This is a genomic window from Hoyosella sp. YIM 151337, assembly GCF_026041215.1.
Taxonomy (GTDB): domain Bacteria; phylum Actinomycetota; class Actinomycetes; order Mycobacteriales; family Mycobacteriaceae; genus Hoyosella.
The window spans coordinates 47,538-65,794 of sequence record NZ_JAPEIQ010000048.1; the positions used below are offsets into that span (position 1 = coordinate 47,538).

The following is an 18,257-nucleotide window of genomic DNA, read 5'->3' on the forward strand; positions in this document are numbered from 1 at the left end:
GTACGGGGCAAGCGCCACATGGGTGCACTTGTTACTACATTTGTAGCGCTAGCAATGTTGCTTTGCTAGCAAGTAGGAGTCTCTCAGCTGAGGCTCACGCCGTACACTAAGGCGAGACGACACGATGCGGCAGGAGGTGAGCAACTTGCTGGAGCTGGAAACACGTAAGGCTGTCCGGCAGAAGCTCATGCAGACTGCCGTTCTGGAGAAGATTGAGCGGAACCATCTGCGGATGGACACGCCTGCTATTCGCGAGCTGCTGACTCTGACTCGGAAAAGGGTGCAGGGTACCGCCATGATTGACCGTGTGCAGCGGTGGGAGAGAATCGTCCGCACCGGTGACCTGGAGTCGGTACGCCGGATTGTGGAGTCAGATGACGAGGATTCGCTGGAGATGCGGAATCTCTCTCCGCTGTCGGTTCTCCTTGAGGAGAATGAGCGTCGGGACGTTATCCGCGCCACGCGGCGGCGTTTCGAGCGGTGAAGCGCGAGGAGATCGCGAGAGCGGTGCGCGCGGCGTGCGCACATCTCGAGGAGCCTTACGTCGTCGTCTTCGGCTCCCAGGCGATTCACGCCAGCTTTGAAGAATCCAGGCTTCCGGAGGAGGCCCTGATGTCGCGAGAAGTCGACATCACTCCCGGAACTGCTTTTGCGGCACAGTCACAATCGGTGGTCGAGGAAAAGATCGAGATTCTCAACGCGCTGGTGGGGGAGGCATCCCCCTTCCACCGGACCTATGGATACTACGTAGAGGGCATCCATAAGGATGTGGTGGTGCTTCCGCATGGCTGGGCGAACCGGCTTGTAAAGCTCGATGCCTCAGACGGTGTCGGTGGCGAGTACGGCCGTACAGGGTATTGTCTTGACGCCGTCGACTTGTGTGCTGCGAAAGCGCTCGCAGGCAGGGGCAAGGACCATGACTTTGTTTCCGCCCTTTTCCGCACGGGTTTGGTGTCCCCTGAAGCGGTACTGGAACGTATCGCGGAAAGCGGAATCGAGTGGCCTCCTACCTACTCTGGGGATTGTGCGGTCGCGCTCTCGCGCGCTACAGATTGGCTGAAAGCCCAGGTCACCTCGCCGCCGGCCGACCTTACTGATGCCCTTCAGGCTGTTCGCCAGGCGCACCCGCATTCACTCGCTGACATGACAGTGGAAAACGTCGGCGACGTTTCGAAGAGCGAGCAGCGAAAAGGCAGCACACCTGAGCGCGGTCTCGATATCTAGCAGCGCGATCAAGCAGGGAGGACATCGTGACCTTCCGTTTGCGCTGTGTGAGTACACCGTTTGACAGCTCCCTCAGATGCTTCGATCCATCCGAGTTCATCGCAATGCGGGCACGCCGCGATCGCTGCTTTGCGCGCAGCGGCCCGATCGCGGCGCTCGGTTTGCTCTGCGGCTGGCCGGTGTGTGAGGTCAGCCGATTTGAGAATCCGTGCGAGTAGCCCGATCGGGCGGTGAGGGGCGTCGGGTATCCAGGTCTCACATGCCCACCGTGAGATTTGATGCACCACATCGTCAGCGGTCCACCCAGCTGCAGCCGCTGCCTGCAGACTTGCTGCCCATGCAGCAGGGGAGTGGCGGTGCACCCAGCGCGGAGTGCGGGGGTGAGCGCGGAGCGCGAGACTGAGCGCCAGCCCTTTCCGGGGGGGCGTATGAGCCACGCGGCGGTAGCCGCGCAGGGTAGTAACTTCTTTCATAACAGAGGATTTCGCGCTTACGCGCTTACCCTTCGGGTGGGGTGACAATTTCTGTCTACCAGTGGATTCCGCGTGTGATTTATCCACAAGTGGTCGCCGGGGGTGCAGGTGCCACACTGACGCCCATCCGCGGGAACTGTCGCCGCGCCGCCACCGCAGCTCTATGCGCTCAGTGCGTGTACATAGCCGTCCCCGCGCTATTTCGCTCGCTACGCCGAGGGCTCGCAGCACACATCGGGCGCGTTGCACGGTGCGTTCGCAGCAGCCCGCACGGGCGGCGAGGGTGTGATTACTTAGCCGCATTTCGCGGCCTGTGCTGTGGTCGGCTGCCATCGCCATTGCAGCGGCAATGGCGAAGAGTGTCCGGGCGCGGATGCTGAGTCCCCGCCGCCGTAGTTCTCTCTGGTGAACAAGGAAGGCGGTTTGCACTGCCATGAGCCACTGCGCGCGGTGATTCCAGCAAGGCACTGCGTGTGGCCGCGACCTTACAGATTCTGCGAAGGCGGCTAGTCCAGAGCCGAGCAGTGTCGGCACATCATCTGAGATTGTCCGGTGGACATTCTGCGGAAATTCTTGGTACTGACGAGGGTGTGCGCTACCCTCATAAGTGCCTGGAAGCACTTATGTTCCTCTCTATGGGAGGAACACCCGATCAGGATTGAGCTGCCAACCCGACCCTGATCACCAACAACATGATCCGAGAACCCCGGCCGCTAACCGGGGTTTTCTGCTGTTGTAGGCGTTCCGTGTTTGTTTTTGCTACGCGGTTTCGCGGAAGGCCAATACCTCCTGGTTGTCCTCGTCTAGCCCTGTGTGCTGAATGATGAGTTCAGCGATCAGGTCATTCGCGGTCATGCCGCGCGCGCGCGCCGCTTGATGCAGAGCATCTTTGATATCGGGGCGCAGCCTCGTGAGAAACGGAGTCCGTGGTCCTTTATGGGGCATAGCCATGCGTCCCATTCTGATATCCGCCCGCCGCAGACTGGTGTCCGACACGCCGGCCATATCTCATAATAATGGTAGAGGTTGTTGCTTCTGCCCGGTCTGTGTGGCGCAGATTGCACTGAGAACAGTGGAAACTGGCCTAAGCTCTGCAGGTCGCTTGTTTGGAGGAGGTTTGCGTGCGTGAGGTGGTTGTCGATACTGACTGCGGCATCGACGATGCGCTCGCGCTGCTAACGCTCCTTTGTGATCCTGGCATTAAGGTCGCGGCCGTGACGTCGGCGGCAGGGAATTGCGCTGCTGCGCAGGCGGCACGTAACGCTGCAGCGGTGTTAGCTGTTGCTGAGCGTTCTGATATCACGATTGCTGTGGGGATCGAGCCTAAGGGCAAGGACTACAGCGGGTCTCCTCACGGCAGTGACGGCTTAGGCGATACGGAGCTGGGGGTCGCGGCACCGGCTGAGTTGTCTGCTCTCTCAGCCCCAGCGTTGATTAGTGATCTCGCTGAGCCGTCTCGTGACTTGCTCTGTCTGGCGCCGCTGACGAATGTCGCGGCCGCCCTCCGGGAAGATCCGGGGGTTCTGCAGCGCTACGGCCGAGTCATAATTATGGGCGGAATGGGGCCACAGGCGAATACGAGCCAGGTTCTCGCTGGTTACCCACAGTTCCTCATGAAGGGGGACACGAACACGAACCATGACCCGGCCGCGTCTGCGGCTGTCGCTTCGGCCGGGGATTCGCTGCTGTGGGTAGGCATGAACGTGACTGCCCCGCTGCATGTGCCGTTCACTCTCTTTGAGAGTGCGACAGGGAGCCGGGGCGCGTTTGTGCGCTCGGTTTCGGCGGGGTATGCCGAATACGCGACCCGCATGTACGAGAGCCCAGAACTGATTGTCACAGCGCATGATTCGGTAGCTGCAGCTGTCTTGGCGCAGCCGGATGCTGTGATCAAGTCGGAAAAGGGGACTGGCGAGGTTATCCAGACAGACGGCCGCTCGGTGCTGTGGGCTGTCGGGGACGGTCCGCATGAGTTTGTGACTGAGGTGGACTACGAAGCGGTGCTGGCCCGTATTCACAGCGCGATCGGGGCTGGCTAATGGTTGGCGGCGACTGGTGAGTATCGGTGATAAGCGGGCCGCTGAGCGCCGGGTCCGTGACGTCTTGTCGCGACTGAGAATGCCTGAGCCGTGGAGCATTGACGCACTTATTGATGACGTCAGTGAGGTTTTGGGACTTGAAATTCAGGTTCAGGAGGTACCGCATCAGGCACTTGCCGACTCGCCGTGCGGCATGACGTTCATCTGCTCAGGGCTGGCGATTCTGGTTGTCGCGGAGGGTAGCCCGAAATGGCACCGTGAACTCGTGATCTGTCACGAGCTCGCACATATGCTGCTTGGGCATCAGTCGGGAGAAAAGCCGCCCTGGGAGCTTCTCAGAGAGTGGTTTCCTTCGTTTGAGCCTGATGCTGTTGAGATGATGTTCGGCCGTACCACCTTCGACACTCGCGATGAGCGGGAAGCCGAGCTTCTGGCCACGTTGATGGTGGATCAGGGGACGGCGAAAAGGTCGGCTCGCATGTTCGGCACATTTCTGGGGTGAGCCCGTGATTAACAGTCTTCCTGCGGTGCCGCACCTGCTGCTCGTGGTGTTCGTCTGGTGCATCATCGTTGCCCGGTTTTTGTTTCTGCCGCGTTCACTCGATACCAGCCGGTTGACCGCAGCGCTGGCCTTCGGTGGTGGTGCACTAGTGCTGAAAGATCCCTCGGTGGGTCAGCTGGTCGCTGAGGTAATTGGTCCGGTGAATATGCGCGTGGTCGTGCACGTGACGGTGATGCTGTCAGTAACTGCGTTGTCTGGCTTGCACAATGCGTGGCAAATCAACCCGGGCGGTCGGGTGATGGCTTTCCGGTACGCTGCCGTGCTCGCGATGGGGGCGGTGATGTTCGTATTGGCCCGCCCCGCCAGCGAAGCTGGCATCACGGTGGAGTCGCTGGCGAGCTGGCGATCAGTCACCTATTTTGCGCTTTTCGCGTTCCCGGTAAGCGCTGGGCTGTTCAGCGTGACGGGCGCGTATTTTCGGTCGATAGTAAGACGCGGCCGTTCAGCGGGTAACGCGACGGTGCTCGGCGTGATTGTGGTGCTGGGCCTGATGTTCCTTGACGCTGTGACAATGCTAGTGGCGGCTGTGATGAAGGCACTTGACTCCGCTTCAGCGGTGGTGTCCGCGAAGGAATCGGCGAATACATGGGTTTTCGCCGTACTGATGACTGCGGCTGCAGGAGTGTGTGCGCGTGCTCTGATCACACGAGTCAAGGGCCGAAAAGTCGATGGAGTCGCCACGGTGTGGTCAGTGGTGACAGCAAAGGTACCGGAAGTCGTTCTGCGGCCGGGCAATGCGCTTTCCTCGAGACAGGCCCGCTTGCGGATGGCAGCTGAAATCTACGACGGGTTGCGCGCTCTGGGAGCTTGCGAGGCCCCAGGAGTCGAGCATCATGTGGACCCGCGCGAAGTAGCGCGACTGGTAATGGGCAGTCTGCGGGACCAGGTGCTATCTAGCGAGGTTTTCTACGTGCCCAAGTGCGAGACAGCCGATGAGTGGCTGGGTTTCGTGGATTCGGTAGGCCGGGAGTTAGCGCTGATGCTTCCCGAGAAGCTGGCTGAGCAGGCGCCTCGTAGCTGAGGTAGGGGCTCCTCGCAGATAGAGCTGTGTAACTCCGCCATCTTTCATTCTGCGAATGAGGGTTGCCTCGGCGTGGATCGGGCCGTACACCGCGGAATCGCTGCTTGTGAGGTACTCAGGCTGGGCTCGGAAGTGTCTGGCGAGCGCAGCGAGGATCTCCGCTGATAACTCCTGCCCTCCGGCCGCTGCGGCTTCGAGTTCGCTGGCTGTGACCGCTGTTCCTGCGGACGTGAGTGCTGCCGCTACGTCATCTAATGCGGTCGGCATGGAATCCACGCCCTCCCACAGTCGGATGAGAGTGTGGATTCTTTCTGCTGTGGAGATCTGCGGGTATATCACTGCGCGGTCGATGCCTTCCATCGGGCATGAAAACGCTCGGCGGTTGCCTCGTCAGGGTTGAACATACCTGCCAGCCACCGCCGGTATTGCCTCTCTTCGTCGTCCTCTGGGCTGTTGCTGGTTTTCAGCAGATGCTCGAATATCGGGACCAGCGGATTGAGGTCCGCTGCTGGCTCTCGCCGGTTTCTTTCGAGCAGGTGGGTGACGTACGACCCGTAGATGGGCTGCAGTATTGCGGCCAGATCACGGTGCACGCGATTTAGCCTTTTCCGCAGTTCAGCAAGGTTCAGAGTGGTGTCGTCAGCTAACTGACCGATCCGGTCGGCGACGCCGATTAAGTCAGTGACAACCGCAATCGGGACTGTGCTCGATCCCCGTCCCGGAATCCAGGACTGCTGTTCAGCGAGGCTAGGTTCAGTCCCGTCCTCCACAAGCGCCTTCGCTGCTCCTGGCTTCCATCCAAGGGCGCGGTCCAGCTTTGCGAGGGTCACGCTGCTGGGAAGAGGCACTTCTGCATGCTCGATGCGCACGATTGTGGGGCCTGATGGCCCGCCACGGCCCCGGAGCTGAGATTGGCTGAGCCCGAGCTCTTTTCGCCTGCCACGGACTGCGTTGGCCAAGCGATCTGCAGCAGCGTCCATCCCACTCCAAGACAAATTTAAGGGCACATTGATTAAGCGTAGCGGTCCATCAGTTTCGCAGAGGCCCTGTTTACGTAGCCATTCTTATATGTAACCCAACTCACAACTACAAGGAAACGACGACGCTTGTGTTGCAACACTGACTTCGAGTGCTTAAATTTAACGCATGCCATCAGGGTGGGGTGCCAGGCGGGCGGGAGCGCACAGCTTCATGTGCAGCTACGACCGTCTCTACAGGGAAGGCGAGCACGTCAGCGAGCCGTTGCGCGATTTCAGGCCGCAAGCGGCGCTGCCCGCGTTCAAGTTCGGCGAGTGTGGCGGTGTTGATTCCGAGGCGAGCGGCGAGCGCGGGCTGGGTCAGCCCGCGCAGAATACGCAGGTCGCCGAGGAAGCGGTCATCCGGCGATATCTCAACGAAGTGTTCAATGGGCTCCCCGAGAACCTCGGCCACACGCGCGAGAAGGTCGATCTGGGGCGTCCGTTCACCGTTTTCCCAGCGGCCGACAACAAGCCCAGCGCTCAAGTCCGCCATGCGGGCAAGATCTTGCTGCGATATACCACGCGCTTCGCGTAGCTCGCGCAGCCGCTCCCCGCGGAAGCCCCGCATGACACGCCTGCTCACAGTTTCAGTTCTCCCGCGTTGTAGGTCACGAGCGTCACGGGATTTCATAGTTCCCCCAGTCCATCGGCAAGTCACAACGGTTATGAATAGAGGTAGTGTGCATTTTTCTAAAATAGCGGTAGAGTAGTGGCGTGAAATAAACCTCGCCGTCAGCAGATCAAGTTTGGCGACATGGCTGCTGACGGGAGGCTCAAGGTCCCCGCCCGGGTAATTGCCGCCCGGCGGACAGCAAACCGGCAGCAGGGGCATCTCCGATTGTAGGTGCCCCCGCTGCCCGCAGAAACGTGGCAGCGAAGGAGGTCACTGATCGTGATCTCGGCGTAATGGACGTTGGGATTCTCATTTTTGCAGTCGTCTCGGCGCACCCCCTGGCCGAGTTCGGTGCGGGGGCCAGGTTCAGCATCGATTTCCTCCCTTGACCTGGTCCCCGCAGTTCCCTCTTCCACGTCTCGTGGAGGACTGCCGCTTGTCCGGTTCCATCCCTGGTGTTCCGGACGCTGGAGTAGGAGAAGGATCGGAGATGTATCTTTTGCGCCGGGTGAGTGCTGCGGGCGTTGCTGCTGTCGCGGCTGCCGCGGTTTCTGCGGTCCCTGCTCATGCGACACCCGACTGGCGTGACCAGCTTGTTGATTCGTGTCCTGCGCTGTATGTGCTGGCGATGCAGGGGACGGGGCAGTCTTCACCGAATGCGCCGGTCAAGACTGATACGGGCGCGCTGAGTGAGGTTTTGTCGCCGTTTCTGGACCGGACGCGTCAGGCCGGAGTGAAGGTTGATCGCGCCTATGTTCCGTATCCGGCAGGGTTCGGAAGCATGGTGCCCGGTGGCCCGGAGCCTTACATCGAGTCGGTGGCAAAGGGTGTTGAGAATCTGAGGTCCGCGGCCGAGCGTGTTCTTGCGGAATGCCCGCAGACGAAGCTGGCAGCGGTGGGGTACTCGCAGGGGGGACACGTCGCCTCGAGGTTCCTCTCGGAGATAGGTGCGGGCGCGAGTTCGATTCCTGCTTCGTCGGTCGCGGCTGGCGCGGTCCTTGGTTCCCCGACCCGCGGTGCCGGTGCGGGACCCTTTCCCGGCACCCAGGCAGTGTCGCCTGCCCCGGTCCCTGGCACGGCGGGGGAGGCTGTCCGCTCGCTGCCGGAGCCTTCCTACGTTGCCCCGGAGGGTGCTGGGATCGGGCCAGACGAAGACATCGCGCTTGATTACGGTCAGCTCACAGGCCGGGTCGCGGAGTTTTGCACACCGGGCGACTTGGCGTGTGATGCCCCGGTAAAGGCGCCGATCGCCCGTGCGGTGGTGCAGGTTGCAGGTCAGACCGCGATCGGCGGGGACCCGATCGTGGCTCTTGAAACGATTGGCCGGTCTTTGTCGGAATCAGCGTTCGCCGTTGCGGTCGACACGCTTAACGAGGACATTCAGGTCCCCGGTAATGCCCTGGAAAACCTGTCGATTGAACCGCGGAAAACGATCTCTGAGCGTGTGGCTGAAGCAACCGCGCCTAACGCAAGCATCCCTTCCCCGGACGATGCGCTCGCGGCGCTGACCAAGGTGGGCCTGGTCGCGGCGAGTGCGGTGATCTCGGTCGCGCAGAAGGTGATTACTCCCGACACGATCGCGCAGATGGCTGCGGTCGGGTTATCGCATCCGCCAGCTGCTTTCGCCGTGCTGGCCGCGAAGGTCGCTGATGCTGTGGTTGAGGTGATTCCCCCGGCGACTGTCTCCCGTGTTGTGCAGCAGACTTTCGACATTGTCTCGGCGGAGCTCGAAGCAAATGAGGATCTGTTCGATTTGCAGGCGCTGTCGACGTATGCGCGCAATCCCGCCGCCCACGGATCGTATGGCTCGGTACCGATCACCGCTTCTGGATGGTCACCCACGAAATTCGTGGCGGAGTGGCTGACTGCGGCGGCTTCGGATATCGCCGCGCAGGGGGAGGGAAAACAGGCGAGTTCGGCGTCAGCGGCGACCACTGCCGTAACACCGTCTCCCGCACGTGATACGCCGCCCTCCTCGCTCCCGCCGGTCGTTTCTTCCGGAACTACTGTGCCGGTCTCTCCTTCATCCTCCGCACCGCCGGGACGGCTCCCGATCGGCGCTGCCCAGGCGGCTGTGCCAGATGAACAGGACACGCAGTCATGAGGATTTCCCTGGACGAGGTCCGTGACCAGCTCGCTGCGGCAACAGAATGCGACCCCCACGTGGACTACGAAGAGACAGCCTGCGCGTATCTGCAGCTGTACGGCGAGAAGCCGCCGTGTGAGGTCAGTCCTGCGGTGATCCGTCAGCTGGTCGGCGCGTTCAGAGGGACCCGGATTCGGCGTGAGGACACATATGCCGCGCCACCCACTGTCTCTGTACCCCCGGAGGGCTCCAGTTTTCGCCATCACCACATCACGGAGAGGAAATCGAGGAAGTCAATGAAACAATTGGGAAGGCGAGTGACCGCCACATCTGTCGCGGCACTGGTCGCCACGGGTTCTTTCGGGGCCGCGATCGCGGCGGCGAATCCGCTTGAGCGTCAGGGAGGTGTGACCGAAGCTCCGTCGCAGGCACCTTCCGGACAGGGAGGAACAGCAGCACCTGCGCCCGCTCCCGCTCCTGCTCCGGCGCCGCAGCGGCAGGTATGGGTTGAAGTCCCGCAGCAGCAGCGGTACGAGAACGTGCAGTGGCGCCAGTATGACGCGCCCGCGCAGACCGCTCCCGCTCCGGTGCAGAACACCGCCCCCGTGCAGAACGCTGCGCCTGCGCAGGCCGCTCCTGCTCTGGTGGAGGATTCCGCGCCGGTTGCTGAGACGGTTCCGCAGAGCGGGGTGATTGCTCCGATCGCTGCGCCGGAGGGCCGTTTGCGCATTGGTGATTTCATCACTGATCGGCCGGACTGGATGAGTGAAGACGATCTGGAGAAGACCAACAACCAGAGCGCGCTGATTGAGGCAGACATCGCCAATGCGTGGGTTGACGCTGGTTTGGGTGATGTGGACCGTGCTGACCGGGTGGCTGCGGCCACGATGGCTGGCGGTGCGACAGGCGTGCTGGTCGCGGGCGGTGCTGGCGCCCTGGTTGGTGGCGCTGCGGGTGCTGCTATCGGTACGCCGATCGGCGCCGCGGGCGGGTCGGTGGTCGTGCCGGGTGTGGGCACGGTGGCCGGCGGTACCGCAGGCGCAGTCACGGGCGGTGCGATCGGTGCGGCCGCGGCCGGTATCCCGGCTGCGATCGCAGGCGGCGCGGCGGGCGCATTCGCGGGTGCCGCGTTCGGTGCCGGTGACACCCTGCCGGACGAGGAAGCCCGCGAACTTTTCCCCGAGCCCCTGGTGATCCCCGGTGCGGAGAACATCCCCGGCCTGGAAGCGTTCGCGCCACAGCCCGAAGAGACAGCGGAGCCTGAGGAAACAGCGGAGACCGAACCTGTTTCGGTGGCTCCTGCACAGCCTGCCGCTGCCCCAGCAGCGGCAGCACCAGCGCCGGAGCAAACCGTGTTCGAGGAGCCAGTGGCGTTTACGGATGTCCTCGCCGCGGTCCAGGTCGTCGAGCTGTCTGCCGACGCGGAGGCCGCGATCACAGACATTGAGTCCGGCCTGGCGGGATTCTTCGGCCAGTAAGAGCAGGGCGGGGCGTCCCGGCAGATGTCCTGCCCTTCTAATCATGGAGTGAAGATTGTCCACGGACTTTTCAGACGGCGGCGGTGACCTTTTCCCCGATCTTGCAGAGGATTACAGCGATGATCCCGCGCTGTGGAGCGGCGAAGCAGATACCGGCGCTGCTCCTGAACCCGATGACGGGTTTGACCTTGACGACGATTTCGGCGCTGTAAGCCTCACCGCTGGCACTGGGCACGTTCCTGCCTGGGTGCAGGCACACGTTCCACACGAGAATCTGGCCGATGCTCTCACGCAGAGACAGCAGGCGGGTTCTCCGTCACGCAAAAGGGCTGTTGTGTGGGCAGCCGGTGCGGCCGCCGCACTGGCGCTGGGCACGCTGATCGGTGTCAGTGTGCTGGGCGGAGACAATAACGACGCCGCTGAGCTCACGGCCGCCACGCCACCGGCGGCACCGGTCACCGAGGCTTCTCCTGAACCAGAACCTGGCACGGAGTCTGCCCCGGATCCTGCGGACGAGTTCGCTGCGTGGTGTGTGCCGGAAACCACCGAGTACAGCTTGGTGTCAGACGGGCCTGGTGACCAGCGCACGCCCGTTGGGGTGATTCTGGCGTTCCAGCATGCGTATTACGCCGATCGTGATGCGCCGCGCGCTGCGTCGCTGATGGACCCGGTGCGTGACACCGGCCAGCTGCAAGCCGGTATCGACGAAGTACCCCGCGGGACCGACCACTGCGTGACCGTGAGCACCACGGACCGCCCGCAGGTCTTTGAGGTAACGATGCACCTGCGGACACCGTCTGATGACGAGGGCATGTTCACGCAGCGGGTCGTGGTAGTGCCTGCTGGCGGGGAGTACCGGATCGCTTCCATTGAGGCGGTGACCGAGGGTGTCTGACACGTCCCGGATCGTCACTCTCATGCGCGCCCCGCAGATCAGCAGCCCCGCCTCGCTGAGCGCTGTTGTGGTCGCAGGCTCCGGCGGAGCGTCATCAACGACGACAGCGTACGGACTTTCTACCGCGCTGCGGCTGGGCACCGGCTGCGAGGTGTCCCTGGTTGACGCCACGACTGACGGGGGAAACCTGCTCGCGCGCACGGCAGCCGCGGCGGTCACGCCTGCGCAGCGGTTGCGTCAGTTTGACGACACGATGGCTCTCACCTCGGCGGGCGCGATCGTGGTCGGCGCGACCGAGGAGGGGCCTGTCGGTGAGCCAGCGCTGATTGACGAGCTGCTCGCGGTGCGGGGATGTGCGCGTGTTTACGACGCGGGCACAGCGTTGCGGGCTGCGCGGCTGACCCGGCTCATCGACTCCGGGCCGCCGCTTGTGGTGACTGCTCCGGTTCGCGCGGAACCGCTTGAGCGGCTGCGGGCTGCGCTCCAGTGGCTCACTGCCACCTACGGCGGGGATTTCCTTTCTGAGACCGTGGTCGTGCTGTCTCATCAGGCACCCAAGCCGATGGTCGAGGTCAGCAGAGTGCGCGAGGCTTTGTCTTCCCGCACCGCAGGGGTGGTGGAAGTTCCGTTCGATCCGGTTCTGTCCCGGCCAGGCGTGCTTGATCACACCAGAATCAGCCGGGCCACCTTCGATGCCTGGACAGATGTGCTCGACATTCTCGGCAGCCTTGCCGCTCCCGTTTCTGAGGAGAAGGAGAACCTCGCATGACAACCGTTGCGGTGTGGGACCGGCTGATCCCGTCATGTGCGCCGCCGGGGCCCGCGGTGTGGCTGCTGGGGGCGACTGGCGGCGCGGGAGTGTCCACTCTCGCGGCGTTCTTTGATTTCGCCGAAGACTGTCAGCATCAATGGCCGTCCGGCACGGATATCCAGGCGGAGTCACCTTTCGTGGTCATTGTCGCCCGGGAAACGATTGCCAGTCTCAAGGCCGCGCACGCACTGATCATGCAGCACCAGACCGAGCAGCTCGCCTGCACGCTGCTCGGTGTCGTAACCGTCAGCGCGGCACGTGAAGACACGAAACCGGTACGCCAGTACCGGGAGGTGGTGCGCGCGGCCGCGCCCGCACACTGGGCTATTGGTCACCATCCGGGCCTGATCTCGGCAGGACCGGACAGTCTCCCGAACTGGCGCGCGGCGGATGGTCTTCCGCAGGGGCGCCACCACTTCCCCGGCGACGTCCTTGCTGCCGGAGCCGGAATCATGACCGCTATTCAGCAGCAGCTTCCCGGGCTGGGGGTGGCGCGGTGAACGCTGTCTGGATTCTTTTCAGTTGCACGGTGCTCGCGGCCTCACTGGCCGCGCCGCGGCTGGCTCTGGCTGCGCGGTGGCCGCGGTTGCGGGATGCAGCCTCGTGACGTGGGGCTATGTCTACGCGTGGGGGTCTGCGCACCGCGCGGGCGAGTTCACTTTGACCGCCGATCATCAAGAAGCCCTCGGGTGGGGGCTGTGGCTGGCAAACGGACAGACCCTGGTCGCGGCTGCGGTCCTGCTCACGGCAGTGACCTACCGGACGCTGCAGCGCGCGGCCGCGAAACCTCCCGCGGCTGCCTGAACTCTGTGTCGCCCTCGATTTTTCACGGAAGGAAACCACATTGATTATCGAAACGGCTGCTCAGGCCGCGGCGGTGAGCCACCTCGCCCTGGAGTTCAACATTGTGCCGGAGATGCCTCCCGGAGCGAACGGGTTCATCCGGATCGTGAACTGGCTGCTGTGGGCGGTGGTGCTCGCGTGTGTTGCTGCGCTGATTTACGGCGGCGGCAAGTTCGCCTGGGAAAAGTACATGACCGGCCGCGGTGAAGCGGGCCAGGGGATGGTCTGGGCGCTCGTGGGTGCGGTTGTCGCGTACTCGGCCAACCAGATTCTCAACGCCGTCGTCGCATGATGCTCCTCGCGGCGGCGGAGCTGCCTGATTCAGTGGTCCGCGATATCAACATGCTGCTGGGCTGGGCAGCAGGCCTTGTCGGCGCGGCAGCTGTCGCGAAGGTCATCTTCGTGGGCGGCCGCTGGGCCTGGGACCGCCGCCATAATCCCGGCGTGGAAACGCCCACCACTGCGGAGCTCATTGCCGCTTTGGCGGGCTGGATCATCGCAGCGTCAGCGGCGCTGCCGATAGCGACTCTGCTGCTGACGTCGGCCTACGGCCCGCAAGCCACCGCCCCGGCGGGCAAGTGCCAGCACACCGCGGGTGAGGGTGAGCGGCAGTGCCTGGTGAACCAGATCAGCGACACATACGGCCGCGGCGGCACCAGCGGCGCGGGAGACGGTGATGGGGGGAGTGGCCGGTGAAGGCACGCCTGATCGCTGTGGCGGCTGTGTGCATGAGCGTCGCCGCGTGCAGCTCGGCACCGGACAGTGACCCCGAACCGCAGGTGCAGGCTCTCGGTGTCGCTCCCGTGATCGCACAGTGGCGTGACGTGCAGGGGATCGAGGTGCCACTCGGTGCGGACGACGGCCCATCCAGCGGCCCGTACGAGCCATTCACCGGGTTCACGCACACTCCGCAGGGTGCGGCCCTAGCCGCCATCACGCAATCGGTGCAGGTGTCGACCGCCGTGGATTCCCAGTGGCCGAAGATCTTGTCCACAGTGGCCGCGCCGGGTGCAGGGCGCGACCTGTACGCCGCGCACCGGGCGCTGGTTTCCGTGTCAGAGCGGGTTGATGCTGACGTCGCCCCGGACATCATCGGCTACCAGTGGCGCTCATATGAGCCCGATCGCGCTGAGGTGAACGTGGTGCAGAAATACCCCGATGACTCACTCGGCGCGAACCGCGTCGTCGTGGTCTGGAACGGGCAGGACTGGCAGCTCGACCTGCCAGCGCCCGGTGAAGACCGGGCCGCCTTAGCGCTCGCCGCGATCCCTGACGACACCGTACGCCTGAAAGCAGAGGACGAATGATGAGGCGCGGCAGCAAGAAACGCGACGAGGCGCAAGAGCACCCGCAGCAAGCGGCCGAGCCGGTGGCAGCGAAAGTGACGATCGCGATCGCGGTGGTCACGGTGATCGTGGTCATGGGAGCGATCGTCAGTATCTGGATCATTCTCAACGGCGGGGATGAGCCCCTCGCATCGCCTGGGCCTGCCACTACCGGAGAACCCGGGCAGCGCCAGCCCGCGCCACGGTTCACCGGCGATCCGTTCTTTGACGAGCTGGGACGCCCGGTCTACACGCCCGCCGACGAGCGTGGTGCCCTGCTGACCCAGGTGACTGCTCCGTCAGGCCGGGCCGCGTCGGAGGCGCCCGGCGGCATCGTGCTGCAGGTGGTACACGGCAACCTGGTGCTCCCGTTCAGCACCACGGACGGCCCGACAGGCTTCACCGGCAACGGCATCGCCACCGGCTTTTCCCGTACCTCTCAGGGCGCGGGACTGGCCGCAGCGCACTACCTCGCGTTCCTCGGCGGAGGCAACGACCGGATCAGCCTCATGAAAGAGGCGGGCCTGGTCGACGACGAGGAAGGTTTGCTGCAGCAAGTTGTGATGCTCAACGCGCAGGGCGGTGAAGGGGCCGCCAGAGATGGGCGCACCCAGGGTGCGCCGGAGTTTGTGCGGGTGGAGTACCACGACGACCTCAGCCGGGTGTATTTCGGTCTGCGCCTCACAGCACCGAATGGGGAAACGGGCAACCTGATCGGCTGGATGGACCTGGTCTGGCGGGACGGGACCGGCTGGATCGTGAAAATCCGCGGCCCCGAAACCTTCGGTGATGGCTGGGCGGACTCGTTCGAAGGGTGGTCCCAGTGGTGGTGACCACCGGGCTGCGCCGGATCACGGGGATAGTCCTGCTCACGATGGCACTGCTGCTCGGCAGCGCGGCCGCGGCTCTCGCGCAAGACACCGAGGAGGCACCCGAGGGCGGTCAATCCGGTCCTGAGGCACTCGCCGGGCTCGTCACCTGCATCCCTAGCGTGAACATGGGGCTGAGCACCCTCAGCAACGGTCTAGAACAGCTCGGTGTTGAGAACACTATCGGCTCGAACTGTCTGGAAAGTGTCGGTACCGCGGGCAGCCGGGCGCTGGAGGGCGCCGGGGAGGTCGCCAAGCGGGCGGCAGGCGGGGCGTTCGAGGATATGGCGCTGTCGTTCGGTGAGGCGGGCGCGATGTTTCTCGAGTGGGGCATCGGCTTGTGGATTCACGTTCCCGAGATGGAAGAGCAGACGTTTCGCAACGTGCTCTCCGAGATCGCCGATTACACCTACAAGGTGCAGCTGGCGTGTCTTGCGCTGTCACTGATTGTGCTGGGCGGGCGGCTGGCCCTGGCCCGGTCTGGCGCGCTGCGCGACGTGGGTGAAGAAGGTTTTAAGCAGATGGTCCGCGCCACGCTGGCCGCGGGAGTGACGACTGCGGTGATCACCGCCGCGATGCGGATGACTGATGGGCTTGCCCGGTGGTTCATCGAGGGAACAGTGGGCAGTGACCCGAAAGCGCTCGTGGAAGCGATGGTCAACATCGCTTTGTACCCGGGCGGTACCGCGATTTTGTTCGTGATCGGGTTCATCGGGATTCTCGGCGGAATCGCAATGCTGCTGGTGATGATTTTCCGCAGCGGTGTGCTGGTCCTGGCGGCGGCAGCACTGCCGATCGCGGGCGCAGCTGGCGGGACACGGGTGGGCAGCCAGGCGTTCGACAAACTGATCGCCTGGATCATCGCGTTTCTGCTGATTAAGCCGGTCGGGGCGTTTGTGATCGGTGTGGCCGCGCTGCTGTTTATGCGATCGGCTCCCTCAAATGAGGATGCGGGGGGACCGTTTACCGCTGTGGTGGGGGCGATTCTGCTGGCGTCGGTGGCGCTGGTGCTGCCCGCGCTGATGAGACTGATCGTCCCGGCGCTGTCGGCGCTCGGTGGCGGCGGCAGCGGCCTGGCCGCGGCTGCGGGTGTGGTCGCGGCTGGTGCCGCGGTGGGGAAGCTGGCCGCAACGAAGGGCGGCTCGGCCGCGATGGCGGCTGGCCGCGGCGCGGGTGGTGGTTTGGGCGGCGGTAAAGGCGGTCCCGGTGGCGGTGGTGCACCGTCACCGCCACCGGGCAGCAGCGGTGGCGGTGGGGGAGGCGCCCCGGCTGGTTTCGGTCGCGGCAGCGGCAGCTGGAGCGGCAGCCTCGCCGGTGGTGGCCCCCGGCCGGGTGCCAGCCCGTCCGGCGGCCGTGATGGCGGCAGCCGGGTGCGCGGCAACGCCGCCGCACCGCCGGGTGCCGCGCAAACCCAGAGCGGCCGTGGTCAGCGTTCTCAGCCGGTGTCTCGCGCGTATGCGGCGACAGGGGCGCGGATGCCGCGGCCTAACACGGGAGGTTTCCGGCGGTGAGTGAGGCACCGGCTTTTCTGACGTACGGCGGCTGGCGCAAGCCCCGCTCGGCGGGTGTGTGGGGCGCGACCTTCGGCACCACGATGGTGGTGCTCGCCGCGTTCGTTTTCTGGTTTCTGGCAGGTCTGATTTTCGGTTTCCTCGTCACGCTGGCGGGCGTGCTGCTTTCCGCGATCGCGATAGCGCCGCTGGTCATGGTGCACGACGGCCGCTCAGGTTACGAAAGGTTACTGATGCGCTGGCAATTCTGGCGGGCTGGCCGACGCGGCGAGCACGTTTATTCGTCCGGTCCGTTCTCCCGGGTTCCCGGCGGCCGCTACCGGCTTCCCGGTGTGCTCGCCGATACCGAACTCATCGAGGGGGTCGACGATCAGAACCGGCGATTCGGCATGATCCACATGCCCGGCAAGCACCTGTCGACGATAGTGCTGGAGGCGTTCCCGCAGGGCGCGGAAGCATTCGATCAGGCAACGATCGACAACGCTGTCGGTCAATGGTCGCGGGTGCTCTCCGCAGCGGGCAGTGACGGTGATATCGCCGCGATCGTCGCGATTGTCGAGACACTGCCCGACACCGGGATCGAGCTGTACGAAACAGTCGCCGCGAACGTGCGTTTCGACGCCCCGGAGCTGGCGCGGGAGTCGATGTATGAGCTTGCCACCGGGCTGACCAGCGGCGGGGTGCGGCTGACCGCGCGGATAGCGGTGACGTTTGTCGCGCAGACAGAAGAGCGCCGCGCCGATCCTCTGGAGCAGGCGGTCGAGATCGGGCGCCGGCTGGGCGGGCTGACCGGGATGGCCGCCCGCGCGGGAGTGCCGTGCACACCGATGCCTGCCGAAGACATCGCCGCGTTCGTGCGGCGCTCGTATGAGCCCGGCGCGCTCGCTGACATCGAGACGGGCCTGTACTCGGAGGCAGGCACCGGTCTGGAATGGGCCGATGCGGGGCCGCGCACCCAGATCGAAGAGCGTGACCGGCTGCTGCACGACGGTGCCGTGTCGGTGACATGGGAGATGCGCGAAGCACCCAGGGACGCGGTGACCGAGGATGTGCTGTATCAGCTGCTGCAGCCTGACTCACGGCTGCCGATCAAGCGCGTCGCGATTATCTACCGGCCCCACTCAGCCGGTGATGCCGCCGAACTCGTGGACAAGGACTACAAGGACGCGCTCACCGCCCGGTCCGCGGCACGAGGTATCGCATCGGCGCAGGCTGAGCTCGATGTCGCGTCCACCGAGCAGGCACGTATCGAGAAAGCCCGCGGTCACGGCCTGACGCGCTTCGGGATTCTGATCACGGTCACCCAGCCGCACGAGGACGCCGACGTGCCGCGCGTGGATGAGATCGTGCGGGACCTGTCGAAACAATGCTCCCTCGCGGTGCGCCGCAGCTTCTGCTGGCAAGCGCCAGCATTCGCGGCGTCACTCGGCGTGGGTGTGATCCCCCCAGAGCACTCCACCATCCCGAAATTCCTCGCGGGCTGAGAAA

Annotated in this window: 22 protein-coding genes; 17 read left to right on the forward strand and 5 right to left on the reverse strand. The window is 64.2% G+C overall.

The window, feature by feature from the left end:
- Window positions 1-124: 124 nt before the first annotated feature.
- On the forward strand, window positions 125-484 hold the full coding sequence (locus tag ONR57_RS22790; protein ID WP_265125989.1) for a hypothetical protein: 360 nt from the start codon (window positions 125-127) through the stop codon (window positions 482-484).
- Window positions 481-1,224, forward strand: a complete 744-nt coding sequence (locus ONR57_RS22795) for a hypothetical protein (RefSeq protein WP_265125990.1) — start codon at window positions 481-483, stop codon at window positions 1,222-1,224. Before ONR57_RS22790 ends, ONR57_RS22795 begins: the two co-directional genes overlap by 4 nt.
- 8 nt (window positions 1,225-1,232) lie before the next feature.
- Here ONR57_RS22795 and ONR57_RS22800 read toward each other — a convergent pair whose 3' ends face one another.
- On the reverse strand, window positions 1,233-1,697 hold the full coding sequence (locus tag ONR57_RS22800; protein ID WP_265125991.1) for a hypothetical protein: 465 nt from the start codon (window positions 1,695-1,697) through the stop codon (window positions 1,233-1,235).
- Window positions 1,698-2,456: 759 nt separating this feature from the next.
- Window positions 2,457-2,648: a hypothetical protein gene (locus tag ONR57_RS22805; protein WP_265125992.1), complete on the reverse strand. Its 192-nt coding sequence runs from the start codon at window positions 2,646-2,648 to the stop codon at window positions 2,457-2,459.
- A 170-nt stretch (window positions 2,649-2,818) separates the two neighbouring features.
- Here ONR57_RS22805 and ONR57_RS22810 point away from each other — a divergent pair, with 170 nt between their 5' ends.
- From ONR57_RS22810 to ONR57_RS22820, 3 genes are read left to right on the forward strand one after another with little or no spacing between them, the layout of a single operon-like run.
- Window positions 2,819-3,736: a nucleoside hydrolase gene (locus tag ONR57_RS22810; protein WP_265125993.1), complete on the forward strand. Its 918-nt coding sequence runs from the start codon at window positions 2,819-2,821 to the stop codon at window positions 3,734-3,736.
- 16 nt (window positions 3,737-3,752) lie between these two features.
- Complete coding sequence (locus ONR57_RS22815) at window positions 3,753-4,238, forward strand: hypothetical protein (RefSeq protein ID WP_265125994.1); 486 nt, start codon at window positions 3,753-3,755, stop codon at window positions 4,236-4,238.
- A gap of 4 nt (window positions 4,239-4,242) precedes the next feature.
- A complete protein-coding gene (locus ONR57_RS22820) occupies window positions 4,243-5,319 on the forward strand; it encodes a hypothetical protein (RefSeq protein ID WP_265125995.1) in 1,077 nt (358 codons plus the stop codon).
- On the opposite strand, the gene ONR57_RS22825 is transcribed toward ONR57_RS22820, so the two are convergent.
- From ONR57_RS22825 to ONR57_RS22835, 3 genes are all read right to left on the reverse strand, one after another.
- Entirely contained in the window at window positions 5,269-5,586 is a 318-nt protein-coding gene (locus ONR57_RS22825) for a hypothetical protein (RefSeq protein WP_265125996.1), read from the reverse strand. The two genes, ONR57_RS22820 and ONR57_RS22825, sit on opposite strands and share 51 nt — an antisense overlap.
- Window positions 5,587-5,654: 68 nt before the next feature.
- On the reverse strand, window positions 5,655-6,299 hold the full coding sequence (locus tag ONR57_RS22830) for a helix-turn-helix domain-containing protein (RefSeq protein ID WP_265125997.1): 645 nt from the start codon (window positions 6,297-6,299) through the stop codon (window positions 5,655-5,657).
- A gap of 172 nt (window positions 6,300-6,471) precedes the next feature.
- Complete coding sequence (locus ONR57_RS22835) at window positions 6,472-6,921, reverse strand: helix-turn-helix transcriptional regulator (protein WP_265125998.1); 450 nt, start codon at window positions 6,919-6,921, stop codon at window positions 6,472-6,474.
- A 466-nt stretch (window positions 6,922-7,387) separates the two neighbouring features.
- Between ONR57_RS22835 and ONR57_RS22840 the strand changes: the two genes are divergently transcribed.
- From ONR57_RS22840 to ONR57_RS22895, 12 genes are read left to right on the forward strand one after another with little or no spacing between them, the layout of a single operon-like run.
- Window positions 7,388-9,055 (forward strand): cutinase family protein, encoded by a 1,668-nt coding sequence (locus ONR57_RS22840; protein WP_265125999.1) that lies wholly within the window; start codon window positions 7,388-7,390, stop codon window positions 9,053-9,055.
- Complete coding sequence (locus tag ONR57_RS22845) at window positions 9,052-10,515, forward strand: hypothetical protein (protein ID WP_265126000.1); 1,464 nt, start codon at window positions 9,052-9,054, stop codon at window positions 10,513-10,515. The genes ONR57_RS22840 and ONR57_RS22845 overlap by 4 nt, the downstream gene beginning before the upstream one ends.
- A gap of 55 nt (window positions 10,516-10,570) precedes the next feature.
- Window positions 10,571-11,410, forward strand: a complete 840-nt coding sequence (locus tag ONR57_RS22850) for a hypothetical protein (RefSeq protein WP_265126001.1) — start codon at window positions 10,571-10,573, stop codon at window positions 11,408-11,410.
- Window positions 11,403-12,179 (forward strand): hypothetical protein, encoded by a 777-nt coding sequence (locus ONR57_RS22855; RefSeq protein WP_265126002.1) that lies wholly within the window; start codon window positions 11,403-11,405, stop codon window positions 12,177-12,179. The genes ONR57_RS22850 and ONR57_RS22855 overlap by 8 nt, the downstream gene beginning before the upstream one ends.
- The gene (locus ONR57_RS22860) at window positions 12,176-12,721 is read left to right on the forward strand and encodes a hypothetical protein (RefSeq protein ID WP_265126003.1); all 546 of its coding nucleotides are present in this window, start codon (window positions 12,176-12,178) and stop codon (window positions 12,719-12,721) included. Before ONR57_RS22855 ends, ONR57_RS22860 begins: the two co-directional genes overlap by 4 nt.
- Before the next feature lie 22 nt (window positions 12,722-12,743).
- Window positions 12,744-13,025 (forward strand): hypothetical protein, encoded by a 282-nt coding sequence (locus ONR57_RS22865; RefSeq protein WP_265126004.1) that lies wholly within the window; start codon window positions 12,744-12,746, stop codon window positions 13,023-13,025.
- A 43-nt stretch (window positions 13,026-13,068) separates the two neighbouring features.
- A complete protein-coding gene (locus ONR57_RS22870) occupies window positions 13,069-13,356 on the forward strand; it encodes a hypothetical protein (protein ID WP_374116519.1) in 288 nt (95 codons plus the stop codon).
- Complete coding sequence (locus tag ONR57_RS22875) at window positions 13,353-13,760, forward strand: hypothetical protein (protein ID WP_265126006.1); 408 nt, start codon at window positions 13,353-13,355, stop codon at window positions 13,758-13,760. Before ONR57_RS22870 ends, ONR57_RS22875 begins: the two co-directional genes overlap by 4 nt.
- Window positions 13,757-14,371, forward strand: a complete 615-nt coding sequence (locus tag ONR57_RS22880) for a hypothetical protein (RefSeq protein ID WP_265126007.1) — start codon at window positions 13,757-13,759, stop codon at window positions 14,369-14,371. Before ONR57_RS22875 ends, ONR57_RS22880 begins: the two co-directional genes overlap by 4 nt.
- The gene (locus ONR57_RS22885; RefSeq protein WP_265126008.1) at window positions 14,368-15,222 is read left to right on the forward strand and encodes a hypothetical protein; all 855 of its coding nucleotides are present in this window, start codon (window positions 14,368-14,370) and stop codon (window positions 15,220-15,222) included. Before ONR57_RS22880 ends, ONR57_RS22885 begins: the two co-directional genes overlap by 4 nt.
- The gene (locus ONR57_RS22890; RefSeq protein ID WP_265126009.1) at window positions 15,213-16,769 is read left to right on the forward strand and encodes a hypothetical protein; all 1,557 of its coding nucleotides are present in this window, start codon (window positions 15,213-15,215) and stop codon (window positions 16,767-16,769) included. The genes ONR57_RS22885 and ONR57_RS22890 overlap by 10 nt, the downstream gene beginning before the upstream one ends.
- Window positions 16,766-18,253: an SCO6880 family protein gene (locus tag ONR57_RS22895; protein WP_265126010.1), complete on the forward strand. Its 1,488-nt coding sequence runs from the start codon at window positions 16,766-16,768 to the stop codon at window positions 18,251-18,253. The genes ONR57_RS22890 and ONR57_RS22895 overlap by 4 nt, the downstream gene beginning before the upstream one ends.
- The last annotated feature ends 4 nt before the right edge of the window (window positions 18,254-18,257 follow it).